Source organism: Leptolyngbya sp. Heron Island J (assembly GCF_000482245.1).
Lineage (GTDB): Bacteria > Cyanobacteriota > Cyanobacteriia > Phormidesmidales > Phormidesmidaceae > Leptothoe.
Window position 1 is genome coordinate 1 of sequence record NZ_AWNH01000007.1, and the last position, 19,137, is coordinate 19,137.

The following is a 19,137-nucleotide window of genomic DNA, read 5'->3' on the forward strand; positions in this document are numbered from 1 at the left end:
GGGGGTGAGGGGGTGTGGGTGGCTATGGATGGTTGGGGGATGTGAGTGAGTGTGGGTGTGGTGGGTGTGGTGAGTGTGGTGGGTATCCGTTGACTCTGGTGAGGTGCCGATCCACAGGCGCAAAATGTTGGGGATGGGTAAATCATGGCTGCCTGCGCCTAAGCCGACCTGCTGGAGGGTCATGGCGGGGGGAGGACCAAAGCGATCGCAAAGGGTGGTTGCGATCGCAGCCCCTGTTGGTGTCACCAGTTCCCGGTCAATTCCGTTGCTATAGATCGGCACCTGGGCGCGTCTAAACAGTTCCAACACAGCCGGTGCTGGCACTGGCAGACGCCCATGGGCTGCTTTTACGGTGCCTCCACCGACGGGTAGAGGTGAACAGATGATGCGGTCTACTCCCAGCCAGTGCAGCCCTAAACAAGTGCCGACCACATCGACTAGAGCATCAGTGGCACCGACCTCGTGAAAATGCACCTGCTCGGCTGGAATGCCATGGACAGCGGCTTCTGCCGCAGCTAATTCCTGAAAAATAGCCAAACTCCAGTCCACTACCCGAGTGGGTAAATTCCCCTCACGGATGAGCTGCTCGATCTCAGGCAAATGTCGATGGGTGTGGACCGTATTGCTGAGATTGATCGTAACTGCGGTTGCCGCTTGTTCCTGACGCCTAACTTGAGCGACTGTAAATTCATACTCAGCCTCTAGTCCTAACCCAGCTAACTGAGTCAGCAACTGGTCTAATGGCATCCCTGCCGTCAAGATTGCACCAAGGCACATATTGCCAGCAATGCCCGTTGGGCAATCGAAATAGGCGATCTTTGCCATAGCTTTATAGAATCTCCCCTGAGCGCGAAATTTCCCTACACACACTTCATTCAGGCCTGCCGTAAAAACACCGGACAGGCTCAGACATTGGCGTAGCTATTAAATAGTGCAATACGTCAGGGAACTATTTCGATCATTCAACAGTTCATCAATTGTTGTTGATGCATTGAGAATTGATGGCTTGAAACTCATTAATCTCATACAACTGTCACAAGGGTAAAAATGGACTTACAGGATAGACTATCTACTCAACTGTCACAGTCAAGGACATCGCCTTTACGCGTGTGCCATCCTGTTCGAGCTGTCTGCCAAACGATTACACAGTAAGTATTTTAGAGTTATTGATGCCCCACCCTTTCGAGCAGATTTCGGTCTTTAGACAGACTTTTGGTTCATTTGGTTTGGATAGTGACACACTGTTATTTCGATTCCAGATTGAGTCCCTCTACAGTGAAACTGTCCACTAATGGACAGGCCTACAGCTCCAACTGCCAATTGAACAGCTCCTCGAATTGTAGGGGCGTGCATCACTAAGGGAATTATGAAAGCTCAATCTACCGCTACAAACGTATTAAACCTAACTAAGTCATCTAATAATGTCGTTCTTCATCCCACGGCTGGCTCCATCCGGTCAACTAAGGATGACACTGTGAATTCAACCCATGAAAATGAGCTGTGTCCTGTTGATCAGGCGCTGGTAAGTTTTCTGGTTCAAATGATTCAAGAGCAGGTGAAAGGCAGTACTCGTACTGTGAATGCTGTGGCCAACCGTTTGGCTATCGAGGTGGCTCGTATTTGCCGCAAAAGCGACCGAATTCAAGCCTCCGGTGAAGTTAATGCTTGGCAACATTCCCTGGCGGAAAATCGAATTCAGAAGTATTTGGAGTATTACCGTCTGGGCTCTCGCCAAGGACGGGTGGAACTACAAAGTCGGCTGAGTGCGATCGCATATCGCTATATTGCACCTGCTAAAACCCAGCTAGGTTTTCAGGGTCGTTGCAATCTACTAGAAGACTTTCTCCAAAGCTTCTACATCGAAGTACTCAAGGCCTTTCGTCGGGAAAACCATCTCGAAGCTGACTACACTCCTAGAACCCGGTTGGAGTTGGCTGAGTATATGGCATTTACCGAGCAGTATGCCAAGCGGCGGATTTCACTGCCTGGCTGTTATAACCAACAGCTACTGGTTTTGCGGGCTCAAAGCTTTGCTAAGCGGCTGCCAGCAGAAACCTGTGTCGATATTGAGATGGCGGTTGACTCACCCAAAAGTGATGATGCTGACTCTCGGTCTTCGGCCCTGCAGCAAATTCGTGAGCAGATGGTGGCCGATGTCACTGATCCGGCTGAAGCGGTACTGCGCGATCGCATCATCCGCGAGCTAGTCGAGTACCTTGAAGATCAAGATCAGCCTGCCTGTATCGACTACCTGGCTTTGAGGCTACAGGACATGGCCGCTTCTGAAATTGATGAAGTGCTGGGGCTAACACCACGACAGCGCGATTATCTACAGCAGCGTTTTAAGTACCACGTGGAAAAATTTGCCCAGTCTCATAACTGGGAATTAGTCCACCAATGGTTAGGAGCAGATCTCGATAAAAACCTTGGATTATCTCCCAAGGAATGGACCGCATTTACGGCTGAACTAACGGCTGATCAGCAACAGCTATTGGCCCTGAAGCAGCAGCAAATGCAAGACCCGCAACGCTCGACACCATCAGATGCTGATATTGCTCAGCACCTAGGGTGGACCCCCAAACGGGTACAGCGCCGCTGGAGTCAAATCGTATCGAGTGCTTGGAAACTTCGTAACACCAACCGCTCAGTTAAACCTGTAGCGAAGGTGGACGCATAAGCGAACGCTCCCACACTATTTCCTTGAGTGCACGTCCATGGCCTTCGCTTTGCGGAGGCCTTTTTTTGTATGTCAGGGAATGTGTAGCACGTGCAAGGTGAGGTAAGACAATTTTACGAAATCCTGGTTATATGCCCCCGATATCGCCGGACAACCACAAGGGATTGCCCCTACGGAGTTATCCATGTTCAATCGGGGTTACTGAATTCGGATTTGGGATTACTTAAAGCAGTGTCCTTAGTCTTCTGTCCTCATTCCTTTGGTTTTCGCGACCATAAGAAGAAGAGCTACAGCATAATTCTGTAGCTCTTAGGCGTTTTGCCAAAAGTTAGTTGTTGAGTTACTCAGCCCCGTAAGGGGATGTCATTAGCAATTAACTCCGCTGTGGCCCCGTTGGCTTACCCTTCGCTGGCCTCGGCATTCGTGGCAGGTGGCTCAAACTTATAGCCAACTCCCCGTACCGTTTGGATCAATGTGGGTTGGTTAGTATCAATTTCGATCTTTTTACGAATCTGACCAATATGGACATCAACCACCCGTTGATCACCCACATATTCATAGTCCCAAACCTTTTGGATCAGCTCAGTACGTCGCCAGACGCGACCGGGGTGACTAGCGAGGAAGTGCAGCAGATCAAACTCCAGAGCCGTTAACGGCACCAGCTGACTCTCCAGAGTGACTTCTCGGCGGATCGGATCAATTGCCAGAGAGTTAAAGGTCAGACACTGCTGCTCAGCTGCTGTCACTGGACGCTGGCGCTTCAGAATTGCCCCCACGCGCACCTCAAGTTCGCCTAAGCTAAATGGCTTAGTAATATAATCATCAGCTCCCTGGTTAAAACCATGGATTTTATCTGATTCATCCGTACGACTGGTGAGCATCAACACAAAAACACCTGTGCGGGACTGCATTTCTTTGCACAGGTCGTAGCCATTAGCGTCGGGTAAATTAACATCCAAAATAACTAAATCTGGATTGAACTGCTCAAATACAGCCAGGGCATGTTTCCCATCCTCAGCAGATTCCATTTCATAGGTCTGCTTCGCTAAAAATCGATGAATAAGATTGCGAATGGCTGGGTCGTCGTCAACAACTAAAATTTTGGCAGAGGCCGTGGTCATAATCCTTACACCAAAAAATACGAGTCTAGGTAAAAAGGTAAAAATAAATCGGACGTTACGGAGTCTCGGTATGATTTCATCTGCTAAGTATGTGCTAGTTGCAATGCTTGCAGATCGATTCATACTGTAAATCAGCAACGGCATAAATTGGACATTGCTGATCCTTGAGAGGACTTAATCTGAGAGGGTTTAGCAATTTGCCTCCATCCTAGATCGATTCATTCTGTAGATCAGCAACGGCATAAATCCTACTGAAATTAGACTGCCTGTGAAAGCCCGTCTAAAGTCCTATTTCACAAGTTTTCAATAACTTCAGAGAAGTTTTACAGGGCTTCCACACCTTATCAAAGAATTCTGCTAATTACAGCCGGTCAACTGGCACTGTAGATGCCATATCTATAAGTTTATTGAAATATCTTGAGTTTATTAGTGGTGCATACACGCTGCGCAGTACAACTCGTCTGCACTAATTCTTCAGAATAAGTATCAGAACTGCCAGTAATTATAAGGATGACACCCCAGTAGACAAGGAAACTTCTAAAAAGTTATCTGACATTTCTGTTATGCTGTGCCTGTTTTTTTGTCAGGATGGTTAAACTGGTGGTTATCATGGCAAATAGTGTTTTTGATGTGCAGCACACTATTTGCCACAGGTGTACGTCATATCATCTTTATAATCGTCGTAATGGCCGCTGTGCATACTAGGTGTCGACATGAATGAGAGCAACTATAAAACGTTGGGATTAGATGAGTCATCCTCGTTTGAAGAGGTACAGGTCGCTCGTAAACGTCTCCTAGAAGAATGTGAGAGCAATCCTCAGCAAAAAGAGGCCATTGAGGCTGCCTACGACGCCATTTTGATGGAGCGGCTGCGAATGCGTCAGGAGGGCAAGATCAAAGTGCCTGACCGCATTCGGTTTGCCGAAAAATCAGCCGAATCCTTGTCATCTACGCCCAGGGTATCGCTACCTGCACCTCAGCCTCCTGGCTGGCTGCAGGATTGGTTGGACACCCCCAGTCGCGACGATATTCTATGGCCATCGGTCGTGTTTTTAGGACTTGCCGCCCTGGCCTGGTTTGTGGTCAATGGCGCAGCAACGGCTTTGGGTTTTTCCGTGGCCGCCACCATTTTCTTTATCAACCGCAAGGAACGGAAGTTCTGGCGTTCTTTTGCCTTTGCAGCTGGTGGATTGCTGGTGGGCGTTTTATTAGGATTTCTAGCCATTAACTTGATTGGTCAGCCCAGCTTTGATCTGACGTTGGAACGTGCAAATGCGATAGTTGGGATTATTACCATGGTTCTACTGTGGTTTATCAGTAGCTTCCTGCGCTAAAGGTCTTCTCTAAGCATTGACTGAACGTTCTGACTGACTGCTTTGGGCCAGCGCGAGTTCCGGGCTGGCTGAGCTAAACTAATTGGGACGTTTTTTGTTTGGCGACCGAAGCAATGGCTTGATTACTGGACCTAGCCACATAGTTATTGCCCTGGTAGCGATCAACATGGCGAAAAATACCAATGGGCGGCATGATACGACAGGTATAGAATTCAACCGTTACACTGCCATTGGGGAGGGTACGTACCGTTGGAGTTAAGGTTGCGGGTACTTCCATGCGCCATTGCCAGTGGCGCTGGTGGGGTATAGTCCCAATTAAACGATGGTGTTGCCAGCGGTGAAATCGACCACAGCGGCCAAACTCCTGGAGTTCTCGCTGGAAAATTGAGGCGACTAGAAATGACGTGGTCGTCAGATTGCCGGTAATGGCATTCATATAGTTGCGCAAGGCTCCCTCAGGATACGGAGGCGTATTGTGGTCACCGGCTTGAGTCAGAGCGGCTTCCAAATGGGAGGTCGTGCTGAGTTGGTTAACCATGGCCCACGTGACTGCGCCACCATGATTAGTATTAGCGCGTCTGATGCGATAGAGATAGGTGACGAGACAGTAATTGGGCTTGAGGGCAATGCCTGGTAAGCGTTTGAGTGCCACACTGGCATCAGCAGTACTAATAAACCAGCGCCCGTTGGTGTTAGGGGTGGACCCTTCTGTATGGTTAAAACCGCCTTTGCGAAACAAATTGCTTAAGCTAGCCAACGAGTCGGGTTCGGGCATATTCTCATCGGTGACACTAGGAGCATGCTCACAGGCTGGCAATACGAGCTGCTGCTTGAGAGAACGTCTGAGGGCTTGTAAGGAATTAATGGGAAACTGTTGCGACGACATGGCTGTGGACGACTTCTATCCTCAACGTGCTACGCATCACTCTTTAATGTACATTACTCAGGACATCAATTGATTTAAGCGCTTAGCCCAGGTTTTCAATTGTCAGGGGACAACTAACAAGCTGAGTTGGAAGCGGTATGCGTTTTTGTAATAATCGAATGCTTTAGCTGGCTTTGTCTAGGCACTTTATGCCTTAGTGTTTAGGCAATTTCCCGTAGAAAGTGCTTTGCTGCAGTTTAATTGGATACCGTGATCCAAGTTTGTTGAGTATGGGCCTGGTGAGTGAGGTCCATGAGTAGCTGTGAATAGACTCCTTCTTTGAGTGAGGGGGCTGAGATGTTCCGTTGCTCAATACAGGTTACCCAGTGATCAACCACGCGAATAAAGGGCGCTAGTCTACCGTCATTGTAAAGTTTGGGAAACGCCAGACGTTCTGGGATCTCAAGTGGGGTCAGGGGGGCACCAGCTTGACTGCCGGCGAGGGTAAAACCATGGATATAGTCTTTCTGGTTAGCATTCCCAAGGACAAGGGTGCCTTGGTCGCCATACACTTCAACCCAGTGGCCTCGACCGGCCATGGCGACAGCGCTTAGAGTGACCTGCACTGGAGTGCCATCAACGAGTTCCAGGGTAATGCTGCAGGTGTCGTCAGAATCAACGGGTTTATAGTCACCGGAAACTGGATCTGGTCGCTGGATAATGGTGGTGCTGAGGTTGGCAGACAAACGTTTGATCGGTCCAAATAACCAGCTAATGTAGTCAAACATGTGGGAGCCAATGGAGCCTAATGCGCCACCGCCTTGATCTTTGCGGGCGTACCAGTTCCAGGCTCGTTCTGGATTGGCTCGACTGCCGGCAATCCAGTCAATTTTGATCAGGCGCTTTTGGCCGACGTAGCCTTCCTGGAGTAATTCTGCTAACCGCTGCCAGGCGGGAATGAAACGAAATTCGAAATCCATCACAGCTGCCACGTTGTGGTGCTGGGCGAGGCTATGGAGATCCTGGGCTTCTTGTAGGTTCAGGGCTGTCGGTTTTTCCAATAGCAGATGTTTACCGGCTTTAAGCACGGTTGCGGCCATCCCATGGTGGGTGAAGGGTGGGGTGGCGATGCTAACGGCTTGCACTTCAGGCAGGCTGACAACGGCTTCGATCGTGTCGCAGGCATGGGAAATACCATGACGTTCGGCGATGGCTTGGGCCTGGTTGCGATCGCGATGATAAACCGCTATCAATTCGGTACGATGGTGGGCCTTAAACCCAGGAATATGGATTTTTTGACCAAACCCTGTGCCAACAACAGCAACACCAATGGATGCCTGAGTCATAGTGTGATGGAAGCTAGACGACAGAGCTGACGAACTCTTTGACTACAGACTAGCGACAAGCGGGGACATAGCGCTAGCCGCTTTGTCGGTATAATCTGCGCGTATAATAAGTAGCGTTAATAGAACTTTACAAGCTACGGCTCAGCCATGAACTACTACTATTTCTTTACGCCCCCCTACTTTTTTATGGTGGCTGGTCTGTTTATCGCCATCACATCAGGAGCCGCGTTTAGTGCTGTTCTCAAGGAGATCGTGGCAGTATGGCGTGAAACTCGTTCTTCGGCAGTTGTGGCTAAGCTAGGTGGTTTGAGCATCCAGCTGCCATTTCTAGGTATTTGCACTGGAACGGCGATCTTTTTGGCGTCGGGGCTAGGCTGTTTTGGCACTCCCACATGGCTGTCCTATGCGGCAGCTGTCCCCTTGACATTTCTCAGTGCTGGTCTGGTTTGGCGACAGCTAAAAAGCAACCTGGCGCTATTGGAGAGTGGTCAGGCCCGTGCGTTTGAATTAGACTTCTTTAGCTAGACAGAGTATTGGTAAGGAATTTGGGGACATCCCTTTGTGGGTGTGCCCCAGAGACAGACTTCATGCCTTGGGCAGCCACAAATCCACAAGGGGCTGCCCCTACTGGCGGATTCGCTCTAGCTGGGCCTGGGTGTTGGTGACCCATTGATTGCGACCTTGATTGATGTAAAGATTCAGGGCCTGCTGCAATACCTGTTCGGCTTCACTAGTACGTCCAAGTTCCGCTAAGGCTAACCCCTTAGAGTAGTAGGCGTGCCCAAAGCTGGGATATAGCTGAATTGCTCGGTCAAAATGATTGAGGGCGAGTTCGGCCTCACCCCGACCAAAGTGGGTAATTCCCAAATTGTAATGGGCTTCAGGATAATTATTGTCGATGTCAATTGCCGTTTCAAAGGCCTGTAAAGCACCTTCTAGCTGGCTTTGCTGCAGATAGATTAAACCAATTTGGTAATGCACTTCCGGGGCCTGGGGGCTATGTTCTACCGCTGTTAAAAACGAATCGAGGGCGACGGCTAGATTGCCCTGGCGACGTTGCACCAAACCCAGGTTGTAATGGCCGATCCCTAAGCGAGGTTCGAGGGTAACGGCCCGTTTAAGATAGCTTTCCGCTTGCTCCAGGTTGCCGCCGTCTAGCAAAGCTGCCCCGAGATTGACATAGGCCATTGTAAAGTTGGCGTCTGCTTGGGTGGCTTTCCAAAAGGCATCGGCGGCGGCCTGCATTTCGCGCTGTTCTCGGTAGGCTAGCCCCAGATTGTAGTGGGCCACAGCCAGGTCGGGGTCAAGGTCTATGGCGCGTTGAAAGGCGGCGATCGCATCGTCAAGCTGTCCCTGCTGAACATAGATCACACCCTGCTCAACGGCGGCTTCAGCACTGCGAAATTCTTGACTGAGGGCCGGTTTGGTCGCACTCAGGCTCAGCGCGATTAGGAGTGGCAGCCCATAGCGATGACCTAGATTCATTAAATTTTCCCCCGTGTTGGCTAGTGACTGGCTGAGCTAGTGAGTAGGTGAGATCCACAGAATATTGATGACCCCAGTGGATGATCCCAGGTCAATCAGTGTTAGAGATGTTAAATGATACAGGGAAGTGATTCATAGCCTAGCACCTAATTCTGGGGATTTGAGTAGGAGTGTATCAGTAATTTCCCTTATTCCACTAATGTGCCATAGCTTACCTTGTCCGGGCTCATGTGGGCATCAACGATTTCACCGTCACGGAACCATACCACTCGTTTGGTGAGCTGAGCCACGGCTGGCTCGTGGGTCACCATAATAACGGTAATGCCGCCACGATTGAGCTCGGCAAAAATCTTCATCACTTCTTCGGTGGTCGTGGTATCCAGCGCCCCGGTGGGTTCATCCGCCAAGAGCAGCAGCGGTCGATTCACAATGGCACGGGCGATGGCTACCCGCTGTTGTTGTCCCCCCGATAACTGGCTGGGTCTATTGGTCAATCGATTGCCCAAACCCACCTGATGCAGAGCTTTGGTAGCTCGTTCTCGGCGTTCAGCGGCTGGAATGCCGCTGTAGACCATGGGCAAGGCAACGTTATCTAGCGCACTCAGCTGAGGCAATAAATGAAACTGCTGAAATACAAAACCAATCTTCCGATTGCGAATAATTGCCAGGGCGTCATCATCTAGCTGGGCCACATCCTGGCCATCAAAAAAGTAATGACCCTTAGTGGGACGATCTAAACAGCCAATCACGTTCATGGCCGTAGATTTACCTGAACCGGATGGCCCCATGATGGAGCAGTAGTCTCCCTGGTTAATGCTTAAACTGACGTCCCATAGGGCTCGGACTTCAGTATTGCCGCTGCCGTAGACTTTGAAAATGTGTTGGAGGTTGATGAGGGCTGGCATTGGGGACTGGGGAGTAGGTGTGAGAGAAGCGGCTTAAAATTCAAAACTCTTTGACTCAATCCGTTGCTGCTAAATGCTTCTCAACGCCACAATCGGGTCGAGTTTAGCGGCCTGACGGGCGGGGATAACGCCAAAGAATAGGCCAATGCTGCCGGAAACGCCAACCGCCAGGACGATGGCGCTGATGGAAGCGGAGGACTCGAAGGGGGTGAGCAGGCTCAGTAGACTGATGCCGCTGACGCCGAGCAGTGTGCCGATTACACCACCAGCGGCGGAGAGAATAATCGCTTCGATTAAAAACTGGATCAGGATATCTTGTTGGGAAGCCCCGACGGCTTTGCGCAGACCAATTTCTTGGGTGCGTTCGCGGACGGATACCAGCATGATATTCATGATGCCAATGCCGCCGACCAGGAGAGAAATACTTGCGATCGCAGCCAGCATCAGGGTTAAAGCCCCGGTGATGGTATCGGCAATGGTGAGCAACGTATCCTGGTTTTGGATAAAAAAGTCATCGTCTTTAGGATCGGTGATGCCATGGCGCAGCCGCAGCAGATTAGCAATCTGAAATTCTGCTGTTTGCATACTCTCCCCATCACGAGCGGTGGCTGAGATAAAGCCCACCTCAATGCCATAGGGAGAGGTGCGCCCCACAATGCGACTGGACTGGGTGGTGAGTGGAATCATCACTGCATCGTCGTAATTCACCCCCAGATTGGAGCCCTGAACCGCCAGTACTCCCACCACTTCAAAGCTAATGTCATTAATTCGCAGCGATTGACCTAGGGGAATTTCGTCTTCAAACAGCCGTTCAGCCAGGGAATTGCCTAGAACCGCCACGGCACTGGTGCGATTCATATCCAAATCAGAAATAAACCGCCCTTGTTCCGTGGTGAAGTTACGGACGCTGATAAAGCCTGGATTTGTACCAATCACACTGGCATTCGCATTGCGATTGAGAAATGTCACGATGCCTGGAGTGGTATTCTCAGCGGCAACATCGACGACTGACGGTACCTGCTTTGCGATCGCTTCTGCATCTGCTAGGACTAAATTACGGGTAATTTCCAAACCGCCCAGCTCGCGAGTTTCCCGATTTCCCGGCACGATGAATAAAATATTAGGCCCCAGACTTTGTATTTGCTCATTGATATAGCGGCGACCGCCCTCTCCCAAACCAACCATGGAGATGACGGAGGCGTTACCAATGATGATGCCTAACATCGTCAGGCTGCTGCGAAGTTTACTGGCAGTCAAAGTTTTGATTGCCATTTTGAGACTTTCGCGAAAATCCATATAAGAGGTAAAAGGCAAATCATTAATGGGCAGGGTGGGCACTGCCCACCGGTAGGCCATGGATAGCAGAGAAATTGCCCTGGCACATTACCACCAGAATAAACCCAAGATTCGATAACGACATTTATGGCAAAGGGCTTCCATTTTTGGAAGCCCTTTGCCAAGGAGAATATCTGTGAAAGGTTAGGTACCGCCCACCCAACCTACGGGTTAAATAATCATGCCGTCGGGAATCACGGCATTTTTGAGAACAACGACAATACCGCTACGAATATAGAAACCGAGATCTTCCCGCTCCGCTTCTTGAATATTTTCCTTGTTGACGATTTTTACATTGCGGCCAATGCGGGCATTTTTATCGACAATAGCGTTTTTGATAATGGTGCTTTCACCAATACCTACGGGGACTTTGCCACGGGTGAGATGCTGATGGCTTTCGGTGGCAGACTCATAGTAGTCGGCTCCCATCAGTAGGGCATTTTCAATCTCGCAGTTGGCACCGATACGCTGACGCAATCCAATCACGGTGCGTTTAATGGTGCACTGCTTAAGGATAGAGCCATCACCCACAATTGACTCAGTTACCTCACAGTTGAGCAATTTGCTAGGCGGCAAATAGCGAGCCCGAGTATAAATGGGGGAATTTTCCTCGTAAAAGCTAAACGGTGGACGCGGTTGCTGGGTTAGGGCAAGGTTGGCATGGAAAAAGGCCTCAATAGTCCCAATATCTTCCCAGTAACCATCAAACAGATAAGCCTGAATGTTGTAGTCGCGGGCAGCGCCTGGAATAATCTCCTTACCAAAATCAGTTTGCTCAGGAGACCGTCGTAGCAGATCAATCAGCGTTTGCTTTTTGAATACGTAGATACCCATGGAGGCAATAAAGGGATTCTTCTTGGCCTCTTCAGGGTTTAATCCCAGGGTGCTCGTGTCAACCTTCATGGATTCAAGGGCATCACCCTTAGGTTTTTCATAGAAGTCAACAATCCGACCGGCGCTGTCAATCTTCATTAAACCAAAGCTAGAAGCCACCTTATGGCCTACAGGCACCACCGATAAGGTTACATCTGCGCCAGTACTGCGATGACGTTCTACAAACAGGCTGTAGTCCATCCGATAGAGATGATCGCCGGAAAGAATGATAATTTCATCGACATCCCAGCTCTCAAATAACCATAGATATTTACGGACAGCATCAGCTGTACCCTGGAACCAGCTGGGGCTTTCGGGAGTTTGCTGCGCTGCCAATACCTCAACAAAACCATCGCTAAATTGGGAAAAATTGTAAGCGCGAGTAATGTGGCGATTGAGTGAGGCTGAATTAAACTGCGTGAGGACGTAGATTTTTAAGATTTCTGAGTTGATACAGTTACTAACTGGAATATCAATTAGTCGATATTTACCGGCTAGTGGAACTGCGGGCTTTGCACGAAACTTGGTTAAAGGGTAGAGGCGAGTGCCAGCCCCGCCGCCGAGAATAATCGAAAGAACTCTTTTCACAGGATCGTCTCACTAGCGCAGTTTATTAATTCACTATTTAGTTTGAGGGTGTATCTAATCCTTGACAAGAGGTTGAAACAAATTATTTTTGCTTTGTGTTCTGAGATACGCAATCGGTAAGAGCGCTCCACACCTTGCCTATGGGCTTGATAAGCCAAACAAATCTACAGAGTTACTCAGTAAATCCATTGCTTTTTAAGGCACTCTATTTATTTCATCAAAACTGGCTCTTTTACATCCAAAAAGAGCCTAATTAAGAGAGCGTTAGTTATAGAAAATATGAGTGTGGAAAAGCTCTTTATACGGGCTTTTTTCTAATACAAACGGATATTTAATTAGCTATTGCTAATTAAAGTCTCCTGGCAAGTGTAGGGGCTGGCTGCTGGTTCAATGGACCGTTTTCTAATAGGTATTGGGCCACGTCTCGGATGATTTGTCGAAGCCTGCCTTGATTTGCACTTCTATCAATGGTGACCGTCATGACATAGCGCTCTTCCTTGACTTTAAAGGCAACTGTAGTGCCGATGACTGAAGAGTTTTGGCCGGTTTTTTCACCGATCCAAAAAATCTCGGGTTTTTCCTTAATTAGGGCTCTGTAGCCAAAATCCAGGTCATATTGGCCCACTAGCGCATCGAGAATTTCTTCATCACTGGCCTTGGTAAAGCTATATATGCGCATCATCATTTGAGTCAGCTCATCGGCTGTGCTGCGATTTTTCCCTGATCCCATGCGCTTGGGATACGTGCTGTCGCCAACTAGTTTGTGGCCCACGGTGGTACTAGCAAATCCTTCTGCTTTAAGGGCTGAATTAATGGTTTCGTAGCCCATATAGTCGATGAGCTGGTTGGTAGCAATGTTATTACTTTCAGTAATCATGCGCACCATAACCTCTCGCAAGGTATAGGTTTTATCAACGAAGATTTTGGCCCCCTGGGCATTTTCTGTGAAGTTGCTGGGGTCTATATAGAGCTGCTCATCTAGATTGGCCTGACCGTTGGTTACCTGATGCATCAGGGCCACAGCGATGGGAAGTTTTACCAGGCTGGCGAGGCTAGCAGGGGGGACATCGCCACGAAATGATCGACATTCACTGGTGCCAAGCTGACATAGGGAGATCCGGACCATGTTGGGATTGCCGCTGGCAGAGGCGATCGGTATCAAAAAGTCGGAGCGCTGTTGACTAATCCGGTGGCTGACAAAGGTGGCAACGTTGCCATATTCCTTTAATTTTGCTTGAGCTTGAGGGTACTGTGCAGCACGACTATCAACGGCCTGAAGTGATTGAATCGCTTGTTGCCATAGGGCTTTTTCCTGTTGGCTAAGTTCCAGGTTGCTGCCTTGTTTGCGTAGGGCCAGGGCTTGTTCAGCCAGCGCGATCGCATTTCTGTAGCTAGCGGCAGCATGGGCTTTTTCGAGGACACGCTCGGTCAGACCATGACTCAGCTGACTCAGGGCTAAATACGGTCTGATGATGCCATCAGGATTAACCTGACGCAGCTCAACTGGAGGTTCATTGGTGTTTTCAGAGGCAGATAACCACTCCGATGATAATCGAGGCATGACTAACAGTAACGCCCCGAGGGTGCTGCCCGACAGCAACAACAGACGTAACCAGGTCTGACGCCAGATAGGTTTAGGAGTGGAACTAAAAAGGAGCATATACGCTTATGAACCGGCACAACGATGACGCAGATGATTTTCAGATATGAACGAAGGACAAGCGACGTCTGCTCACGGATAACCCTTAGTTATTAAATACACCAGGTACTCACTACAGAAAAAATAATACGGAAGAAATGTACAGGATTGTACTCAGCTACACATTTCCTGGAAAACCTGCTAGCAACACCCCGGATTGGGATTAATCATGTCATTGGTCCGATTCCTGCCATTCGCACCTATACTGTTAGGTTGGAATTGCTAGGCGTACTGAAGGAGCCCGAATGTCAGTCATCCGCAAGTTGCAGCAGCAGCTCATTAAAAAAGAACGGACTGCGGTTGAAATTGCTCAAGCATATCTGGAACGATTGCAGACGCTAGAGCCTAAATTACATAGCTTTTTGGCGATCACGGCGGATAAGGCGTTGGCTCAGGCTCAGCAGGTAGATGCTGCGATCGCAGCGGGTGAACCCATTGGTTCCTTAGCCGGTATCCCCATTGCTCTTAAGGATAACCTTTGCACAAAGGGTATTCCCACCACCTGCGCTTCCAAAATTCTAGAGGACTTTATTCCCCCGTACGAGTCAACCGTCACTCAGCGCTTAGCCGATGCTGGCGCAATTTTTCTGGGCAAGACCAATATGGATGAGTTTGCCATGGGCAGCTCTACCGAGAACTCTGCCTATCAGCTTACCGCCAATCCTTGGGATACGGCCCGTGTGCCTGGCGGTTCGTCGGGAGGGTCAGCGGCAGCGGTCGCAGCTGATCAGGCTCCCATCTCCCTGGGTTCAGATACCGGCGGGTCTATCCGGCAGCCTGCTGCCTACTGTGGTGTGGTTGGCATGAAACCTACCTACGGTTTGGTGTCGCGTTTCGGTCTGGTGGCCTTTGCCTCCTCCCTCGATCAGATTGGTCCCTTTAGCCGCACGGTGGAAGATGCAGCAATTTTACTCGGTGCGATCGCAGGGTATGACACCAAAGACTCCACCAGTCTTAATGTCAAAATCCCAGACTACACCCAGCACCTAAAAACCGATCTCAAGGGTAAGCGCATTGGCCTGGTCAAAGAAACCTTTGGCGAAGGGTTAGACTCCGACGTAGCCAAAGCGATGGATGCCGCCATTGCGCAACTAAAAAAACTAGGTGCAGAGATTACCGAGATTTCCTGCCCTAATTTTAGTTATGGGCTACCCACCTATTACATTATTGCCCCTTCAGAAGCCTCATCGAATCTGGCCCGCTATGACGGCGTTCGCTATGGCATGCGCTCAGATACCGACAATCTACTGTCGATGTATAAGCAGACGCGGGCTGAAGGCTTTGGTCCTGAGGTGAAGCGACGCATCATGATTGGCACCTATGCCCTATCCGCAGGTTACTACGATGCCTACTACTTGCAAGCACAGAAAGTACGCACCCTGATCAAGCAAGATTTTGAAGCTGCCTTTAAAGACGTCGATGTACTGATGACACCCACGGTGCCCAGTACCGCCTTTAAAGCAGGAGAAAAAGTCAACGACCCCCTCAGCATGTATTTGTCTGACCTGATGACAATTACAGTGAATCTGGCGGGTTTACCCGGTATCAGTCTCCCTTGTGGGTTTGATGAGTCAGGGTTACCCATTGGTATGCAACTAATTGGCAATGCTCTGCGAGAAGACACCTTATTTGAAGTAGCATCGGCCTACGAACAAGCCACACCCTGGCATGAAAAGATGCCCCAGGTCTAGGGCAACGTAGAACCAAAAACTAGACGTATGGGTTGATGAAGCGTAACGGATGAAGAGTTAATTCTCTTCATCCGTTACGCTTTTGGTTTGAATAAAATTTATGCGAGTAGCACGGCTGGCTCTGGAAGATGCCTAACCCGATTCCGAAGTAAGACGTAAGCCAATGCTATGAACTCAGTCAGCTAACTAGAACAAACCAGTTAATCAACCAGTTACTTGAAATCTGTTCTAAGTATATTTACTGATAAATATAAAATTGTTGTCTCAATTTAAGGTTAACCCCCAGAAAAACCAACTAAAATTTTGATGCTTCTATTTTAGGGGTATTCACCGTTAGGGGTGAAGCCCCTTACTGGTGATACTGATCACAAGCATGTAGCAGAACGCACATCTGCGACATGCACTCTAAAGCATTCATTCAGTATCAAAGCAGGCACTCTCTCCATGAAGCGTATTTATCAGATGTTGCTGGCTGCAACCGTCGCTGTGGCAGCTCCTCTAACCATTGTCCCCCTGGCCCAGGCAGACGATTTCGATGATGCGTCTTTGCCTGTTTACAGCGAGTTCACCATTGATGGCATCACCGCTAAAGTGACTAAGGGCGTTAACCTGCTCGATGATCCTAACGGTACCCTGGGAGCCTTTTCTGATTTTTACTACAACGAAGGTGTGGTTACCATTGACTTTAATGATCCCAGTGTCCGTGAGTCTGTTGCGGGCAAAACCAACGCCTATACCTTTGGCGATGAGTCGATGATCTTCACCTTTGATAAGGCCCTGGGTGTTGATAGAACAGATGTTAAAAGTGACAAATGGGCACCTACTGGTGCCAATGCTGAGAAAAATACCTCCGATTATTTAGCTGTTTTTCAAGGTAATGCGGTCACTGTTGATTTAGCGAGTAGTCTTAACTACTTTGGAATGAACTGGGGAGCCTTGAGTCCTGAGAACAAGTTTGAATTTTTGCACGTTGACGACAATGGCGTTGAAACTAGCCTGGGTTTGTTTGACTACAACAATGTCTTTGGTTCGAGTGACTCAAAGCTGCCCACACAAGCAGCCCATCATAATAACGAGTACAACGGTTACGTACACTTCTATGCCAATGAAACTGATGGTCTGTTTAATCGGATCAAAATTACTCAGAGTGGTGGTGGCGGTTTTGAGACCGATAACTACTCCTTCCGCTTTAGTGACCAGTCCTTTGACTTTGAAGAAGGTACAGACACTGCTCAAACCCCGGAACCTGGTATTTTGTTGGGGCTGACTGCTTTCGCTGGTATGATGATTCGTCGTCGTTTGATGGCATAGGTGTTTTGATCAGCCTCTCATAGATTTTTTATCGACTGTTTAACCTGTATGGCTTTGAAGATCGAAGCCATACAGGTTTTTAGGGTTATAGCAGCCGAAGGCATCTCTCCAAAGGAGAGGCTGCGCCAAGCTATAAATCAGTTCTCAGGTAAAGCTTTTAGTCATCAATGTATGCGTCAGTGTCTGGGCCAGTTGCTGACGCATCTTCTAAAGACTTATGTGAATGGATACATCAGTGGCAGGTGGTTTGGTAGGATGGAAGGCTGCACTACTGATTCAGAATGCCGGCGCTGAATTGGAATTTTAAATTTGGTTACCCGCCGCAAATCAAGGAGAGCTTTCTAATGGCCCAGATGTACTACGACAGTGACGCAAATCTAGATTTACTCAATGGCAAGACCGTTGCCATTATTGGCTATGGTTCCCAAGGTCATGCCCATGCTCTTAACCTGAAAGACAGCGGCGTCAACGTCGTTGTGGGTCTTTACGAAGGCAGTCGCTCTACGGCCAAAGCAGAATCTGAAGGTCTGAACGTTAAATCGGTGGCTGATGCGGCGGCGGCGGCAGATATGATTATGATTCTGCTGCCTGACGAAGTTCAAAAGACGGTCTACAAAGAGAGCATTGCTCCTAACCTATCCGCTGGTAATGTGCTGGCCTTTGCCCACGGATTTAACATTAACTTTGCTCAGATCGTTCCCCCTGCCGATGTGGACGTGGTCATGATTGCCCCCAAAGGGCCTGGGCATCTGGTCCGTCGCACCTATGAGCAAGGTCAAGGCGTGCCTGCGCTGTTTGCCGTTTTCCAGGATGCTTCTGGTAAGGGTCGCGATATGGCAATGGCCTACGCTAAAGGGATCGGCGGTACTCGGGCTGGCATCTTAGAGACTACCTTCCGCGAAGAAACCGAAACTGATCTGTTTGGTGAGCAGGTTGTTTTGTGCGGTGGTCTTAGCGAACTGATTAAAGCAGGTTTTGAAACCCTGATCGAAGCGGGTTATCAGCCAGAGTTGGCCTACTTTGAGTGTCTCCACGAAGTGAAACTGATTGTGGACCTGGTCGTAGAAGGCGGCTTGGCCAATATGCGCCACAGCATTTCCAATACAGCTGAGTATGGTGACTACACTCGGGGACCCCGCATCATCACCGAGGATACTAAGAAAGAGATGAAGCAGATCCTCAAGGAAATTCAAACGGGGCAGTTTGCCCGTGAGTTTGTTCTAGAGAGCCAGGCGGGTAATCCAGGATTTAATGCGATTCGGCGACGGGAAGCTGAGCACCCCATTGAGGAAGTGGGTAAGGATCTGCGGGCTATGTTTAGCTGGCTGAAGAAGGTCTAGAACCAGGTCTTTAAGTCAAGGCGGGCAGGACTCAGGTGTTGACTAGTTGATCAATCTTTCCAATTTGAGAGAAGTAGTCAAGTTGCAAGAATCGAAATTGTTCTAACAATCCGTCACCTGCTATGCAAGCGCAGTTTAAGTGTTGCTATCAGGTAAAGAGCGCGTAAGGGATGATTTAAATCTCTTGCGCGCTCTGAGTATAGAGAAAAAAGTTGTTCTATTATTTCCATGGATTCAGCAGGTCTATAGATTTTCTGGGTAGACGGTTGTGTCCTTCTGAGGTTTGGGCTGGAGTTTGAGAAGTCTCTTGCCAAATATCTATCAGCTTAGTGGTTAACACAACCAAGAGTGCTAGTGAGACACCGAGTTTGAGCCAGGTAAATAAACTCGACAGAATGTTACCAACATTGAGAACTGGCATAGGATCACCTTAATCAAAGGGCGTGGGTTTTGACATTTAAACGTGATTCATTAAATGTCTTAGCCTCAGAGTGCCAGTATTTTTTAATGAGTTTACAGGCCATACTTAGGGTTTAACCAAACCTTATATACACGACTATAGGTTCG

16 protein-coding genes are annotated in these 19,137 nt (G+C 48.9%); 6 read left to right on the plus strand and 10 right to left on the minus strand.

Features of this window, described 5'->3' with window-relative positions:
* A partial coding sequence (gene larC / locus N836_RS41070; RefSeq protein ID WP_023070322.1) for a nickel pincer cofactor biosynthesis protein LarC occupies positions 1-825 on the minus strand: 825 nt, incomplete at its 3' end.
* Between the two features lie 541 nt (positions 826-1,366).
* On the opposite strand from larC, the gene N836_RS41075 reads away from it, so the two are divergent.
* Complete coding sequence (locus N836_RS41075; protein WP_023070323.1) at positions 1,367-2,677, plus strand: HetZ-related protein; 1,311 nt, start codon at positions 1,367-1,369, stop codon at positions 2,675-2,677.
* Positions 2,678-3,075: 398 nt separating this feature from the next.
* Here the strand turns inward: N836_RS41075 and N836_RS41080 are convergent, their stop codons facing one another.
* The gene (locus tag N836_RS41080) at positions 3,076-3,798 is read right to left on the minus strand and encodes a response regulator transcription factor (protein ID WP_031291265.1); all 723 of its coding nucleotides are present in this window, start codon (positions 3,796-3,798) and stop codon (positions 3,076-3,078) included.
* 713 nt (positions 3,799-4,511) lie between these two features.
* On the opposite strand from N836_RS41080, the gene N836_RS41085 reads away from it, so the two are divergent.
* Positions 4,512-5,132 (plus strand): CPP1-like family protein, encoded by a 621-nt coding sequence (locus N836_RS41085; RefSeq protein ID WP_023070325.1) that lies wholly within the window; start codon positions 4,512-4,514, stop codon positions 5,130-5,132.
* 73 nt (positions 5,133-5,205) lie between these two features.
* Here the strand turns inward: N836_RS41085 and N836_RS41090 are convergent, their stop codons facing one another.
* Together N836_RS41090 and N836_RS41095 are read right to left on the minus strand one after the other, a co-directional pair.
* Entirely contained in the window at positions 5,206-6,018 is an 813-nt protein-coding gene (locus N836_RS41090) for a hypothetical protein (RefSeq protein ID WP_023070326.1), read from the minus strand.
* A 236-nt stretch (positions 6,019-6,254) separates the two neighbouring features.
* The gene (locus tag N836_RS41095; RefSeq protein WP_023070327.1) at positions 6,255-7,343 is read right to left on the minus strand and encodes a Gfo/Idh/MocA family protein; all 1,089 of its coding nucleotides are present in this window, start codon (positions 7,341-7,343) and stop codon (positions 6,255-6,257) included.
* A gap of 147 nt (positions 7,344-7,490) precedes the next feature.
* Between N836_RS41095 and N836_RS41100 the strand changes: the two genes are divergently transcribed.
* Entirely contained in the window at positions 7,491-7,868 is a 378-nt protein-coding gene (locus tag N836_RS41100) for a hypothetical protein (protein WP_023070328.1), read from the plus strand.
* A 99-nt stretch (positions 7,869-7,967) separates the two neighbouring features.
* Here the strand turns inward: N836_RS41100 and N836_RS41105 are convergent, their stop codons facing one another.
* From N836_RS41105 to N836_RS0136765, 5 genes are all read right to left on the minus strand, one after another.
* Entirely contained in the window at positions 7,968-8,828 is an 861-nt protein-coding gene (locus N836_RS41105; RefSeq protein WP_023070329.1) for a tetratricopeptide repeat protein, read from the minus strand.
* A 188-nt stretch (positions 8,829-9,016) separates the two neighbouring features.
* On the minus strand, positions 9,017-9,733 hold the full coding sequence (locus tag N836_RS41110) for an ABC transporter ATP-binding protein (protein WP_023070330.1): 717 nt from the start codon (positions 9,731-9,733) through the stop codon (positions 9,017-9,019).
* A gap of 69 nt (positions 9,734-9,802) precedes the next feature.
* The gene (locus N836_RS41115; protein WP_023070331.1) at positions 9,803-11,089 is read right to left on the minus strand and encodes an ABC transporter permease; all 1,287 of its coding nucleotides are present in this window, start codon (positions 11,087-11,089) and stop codon (positions 9,803-9,805) included.
* Between the two features lie 150 nt (positions 11,090-11,239).
* The gene (locus tag N836_RS41120) at positions 11,240-12,529 is read right to left on the minus strand and encodes a glucose-1-phosphate adenylyltransferase (RefSeq protein ID WP_023070332.1); all 1,290 of its coding nucleotides are present in this window, start codon (positions 12,527-12,529) and stop codon (positions 11,240-11,242) included.
* A gap of 349 nt (positions 12,530-12,878) precedes the next feature.
* Positions 12,879-14,189 (minus strand): serine hydrolase, encoded by a 1,311-nt coding sequence (locus tag N836_RS0136765; RefSeq protein WP_023070333.1) that lies wholly within the window; start codon positions 14,187-14,189, stop codon positions 12,879-12,881.
* 284 nt (positions 14,190-14,473) lie between these two features.
* On the opposite strand from N836_RS0136765, the gene gatA reads away from it, so the two are divergent.
* The 3 genes from gatA to ilvC all read left to right on the plus strand — a co-directional run bounded on the left by gatA (position 14,474) and on the right by ilvC (position 18,570).
* Positions 14,474-15,919 carry an Asp-tRNA(Asn)/Glu-tRNA(Gln) amidotransferase subunit GatA gene (gatA, locus tag N836_RS41125; protein WP_023070334.1) on the plus strand — a complete coding sequence of 482 codons (1,446 nt, stop codon included), beginning with the start codon at positions 14,474-14,476 and terminating at the stop codon, positions 15,917-15,919.
* A 444-nt stretch (positions 15,920-16,363) separates the two neighbouring features.
* On the plus strand, positions 16,364-17,230 hold the full coding sequence (locus N836_RS41130) for an Npun_F0296 family exosortase-dependent surface protein (RefSeq protein ID WP_023070335.1): 867 nt from the start codon (positions 16,364-16,366) through the stop codon (positions 17,228-17,230).
* Positions 17,231-17,574: 344 nt separating this feature from the next.
* Positions 17,575-18,570 carry a ketol-acid reductoisomerase gene (gene ilvC, locus N836_RS41140; protein ID WP_031291271.1) on the plus strand — a complete coding sequence of 332 codons (996 nt, stop codon included), beginning with the start codon at positions 17,575-17,577 and terminating at the stop codon, positions 18,568-18,570.
* Between the two features lie 220 nt (positions 18,571-18,790).
* Here the strand turns inward: ilvC and N836_RS41145 are convergent, their stop codons facing one another.
* Positions 18,791-18,991 (minus strand): hypothetical protein, encoded by a 201-nt coding sequence (locus tag N836_RS41145; protein ID WP_023070338.1) that lies wholly within the window; start codon positions 18,989-18,991, stop codon positions 18,791-18,793.
* Positions 18,992-19,137 lie beyond the last annotated feature (146 nt).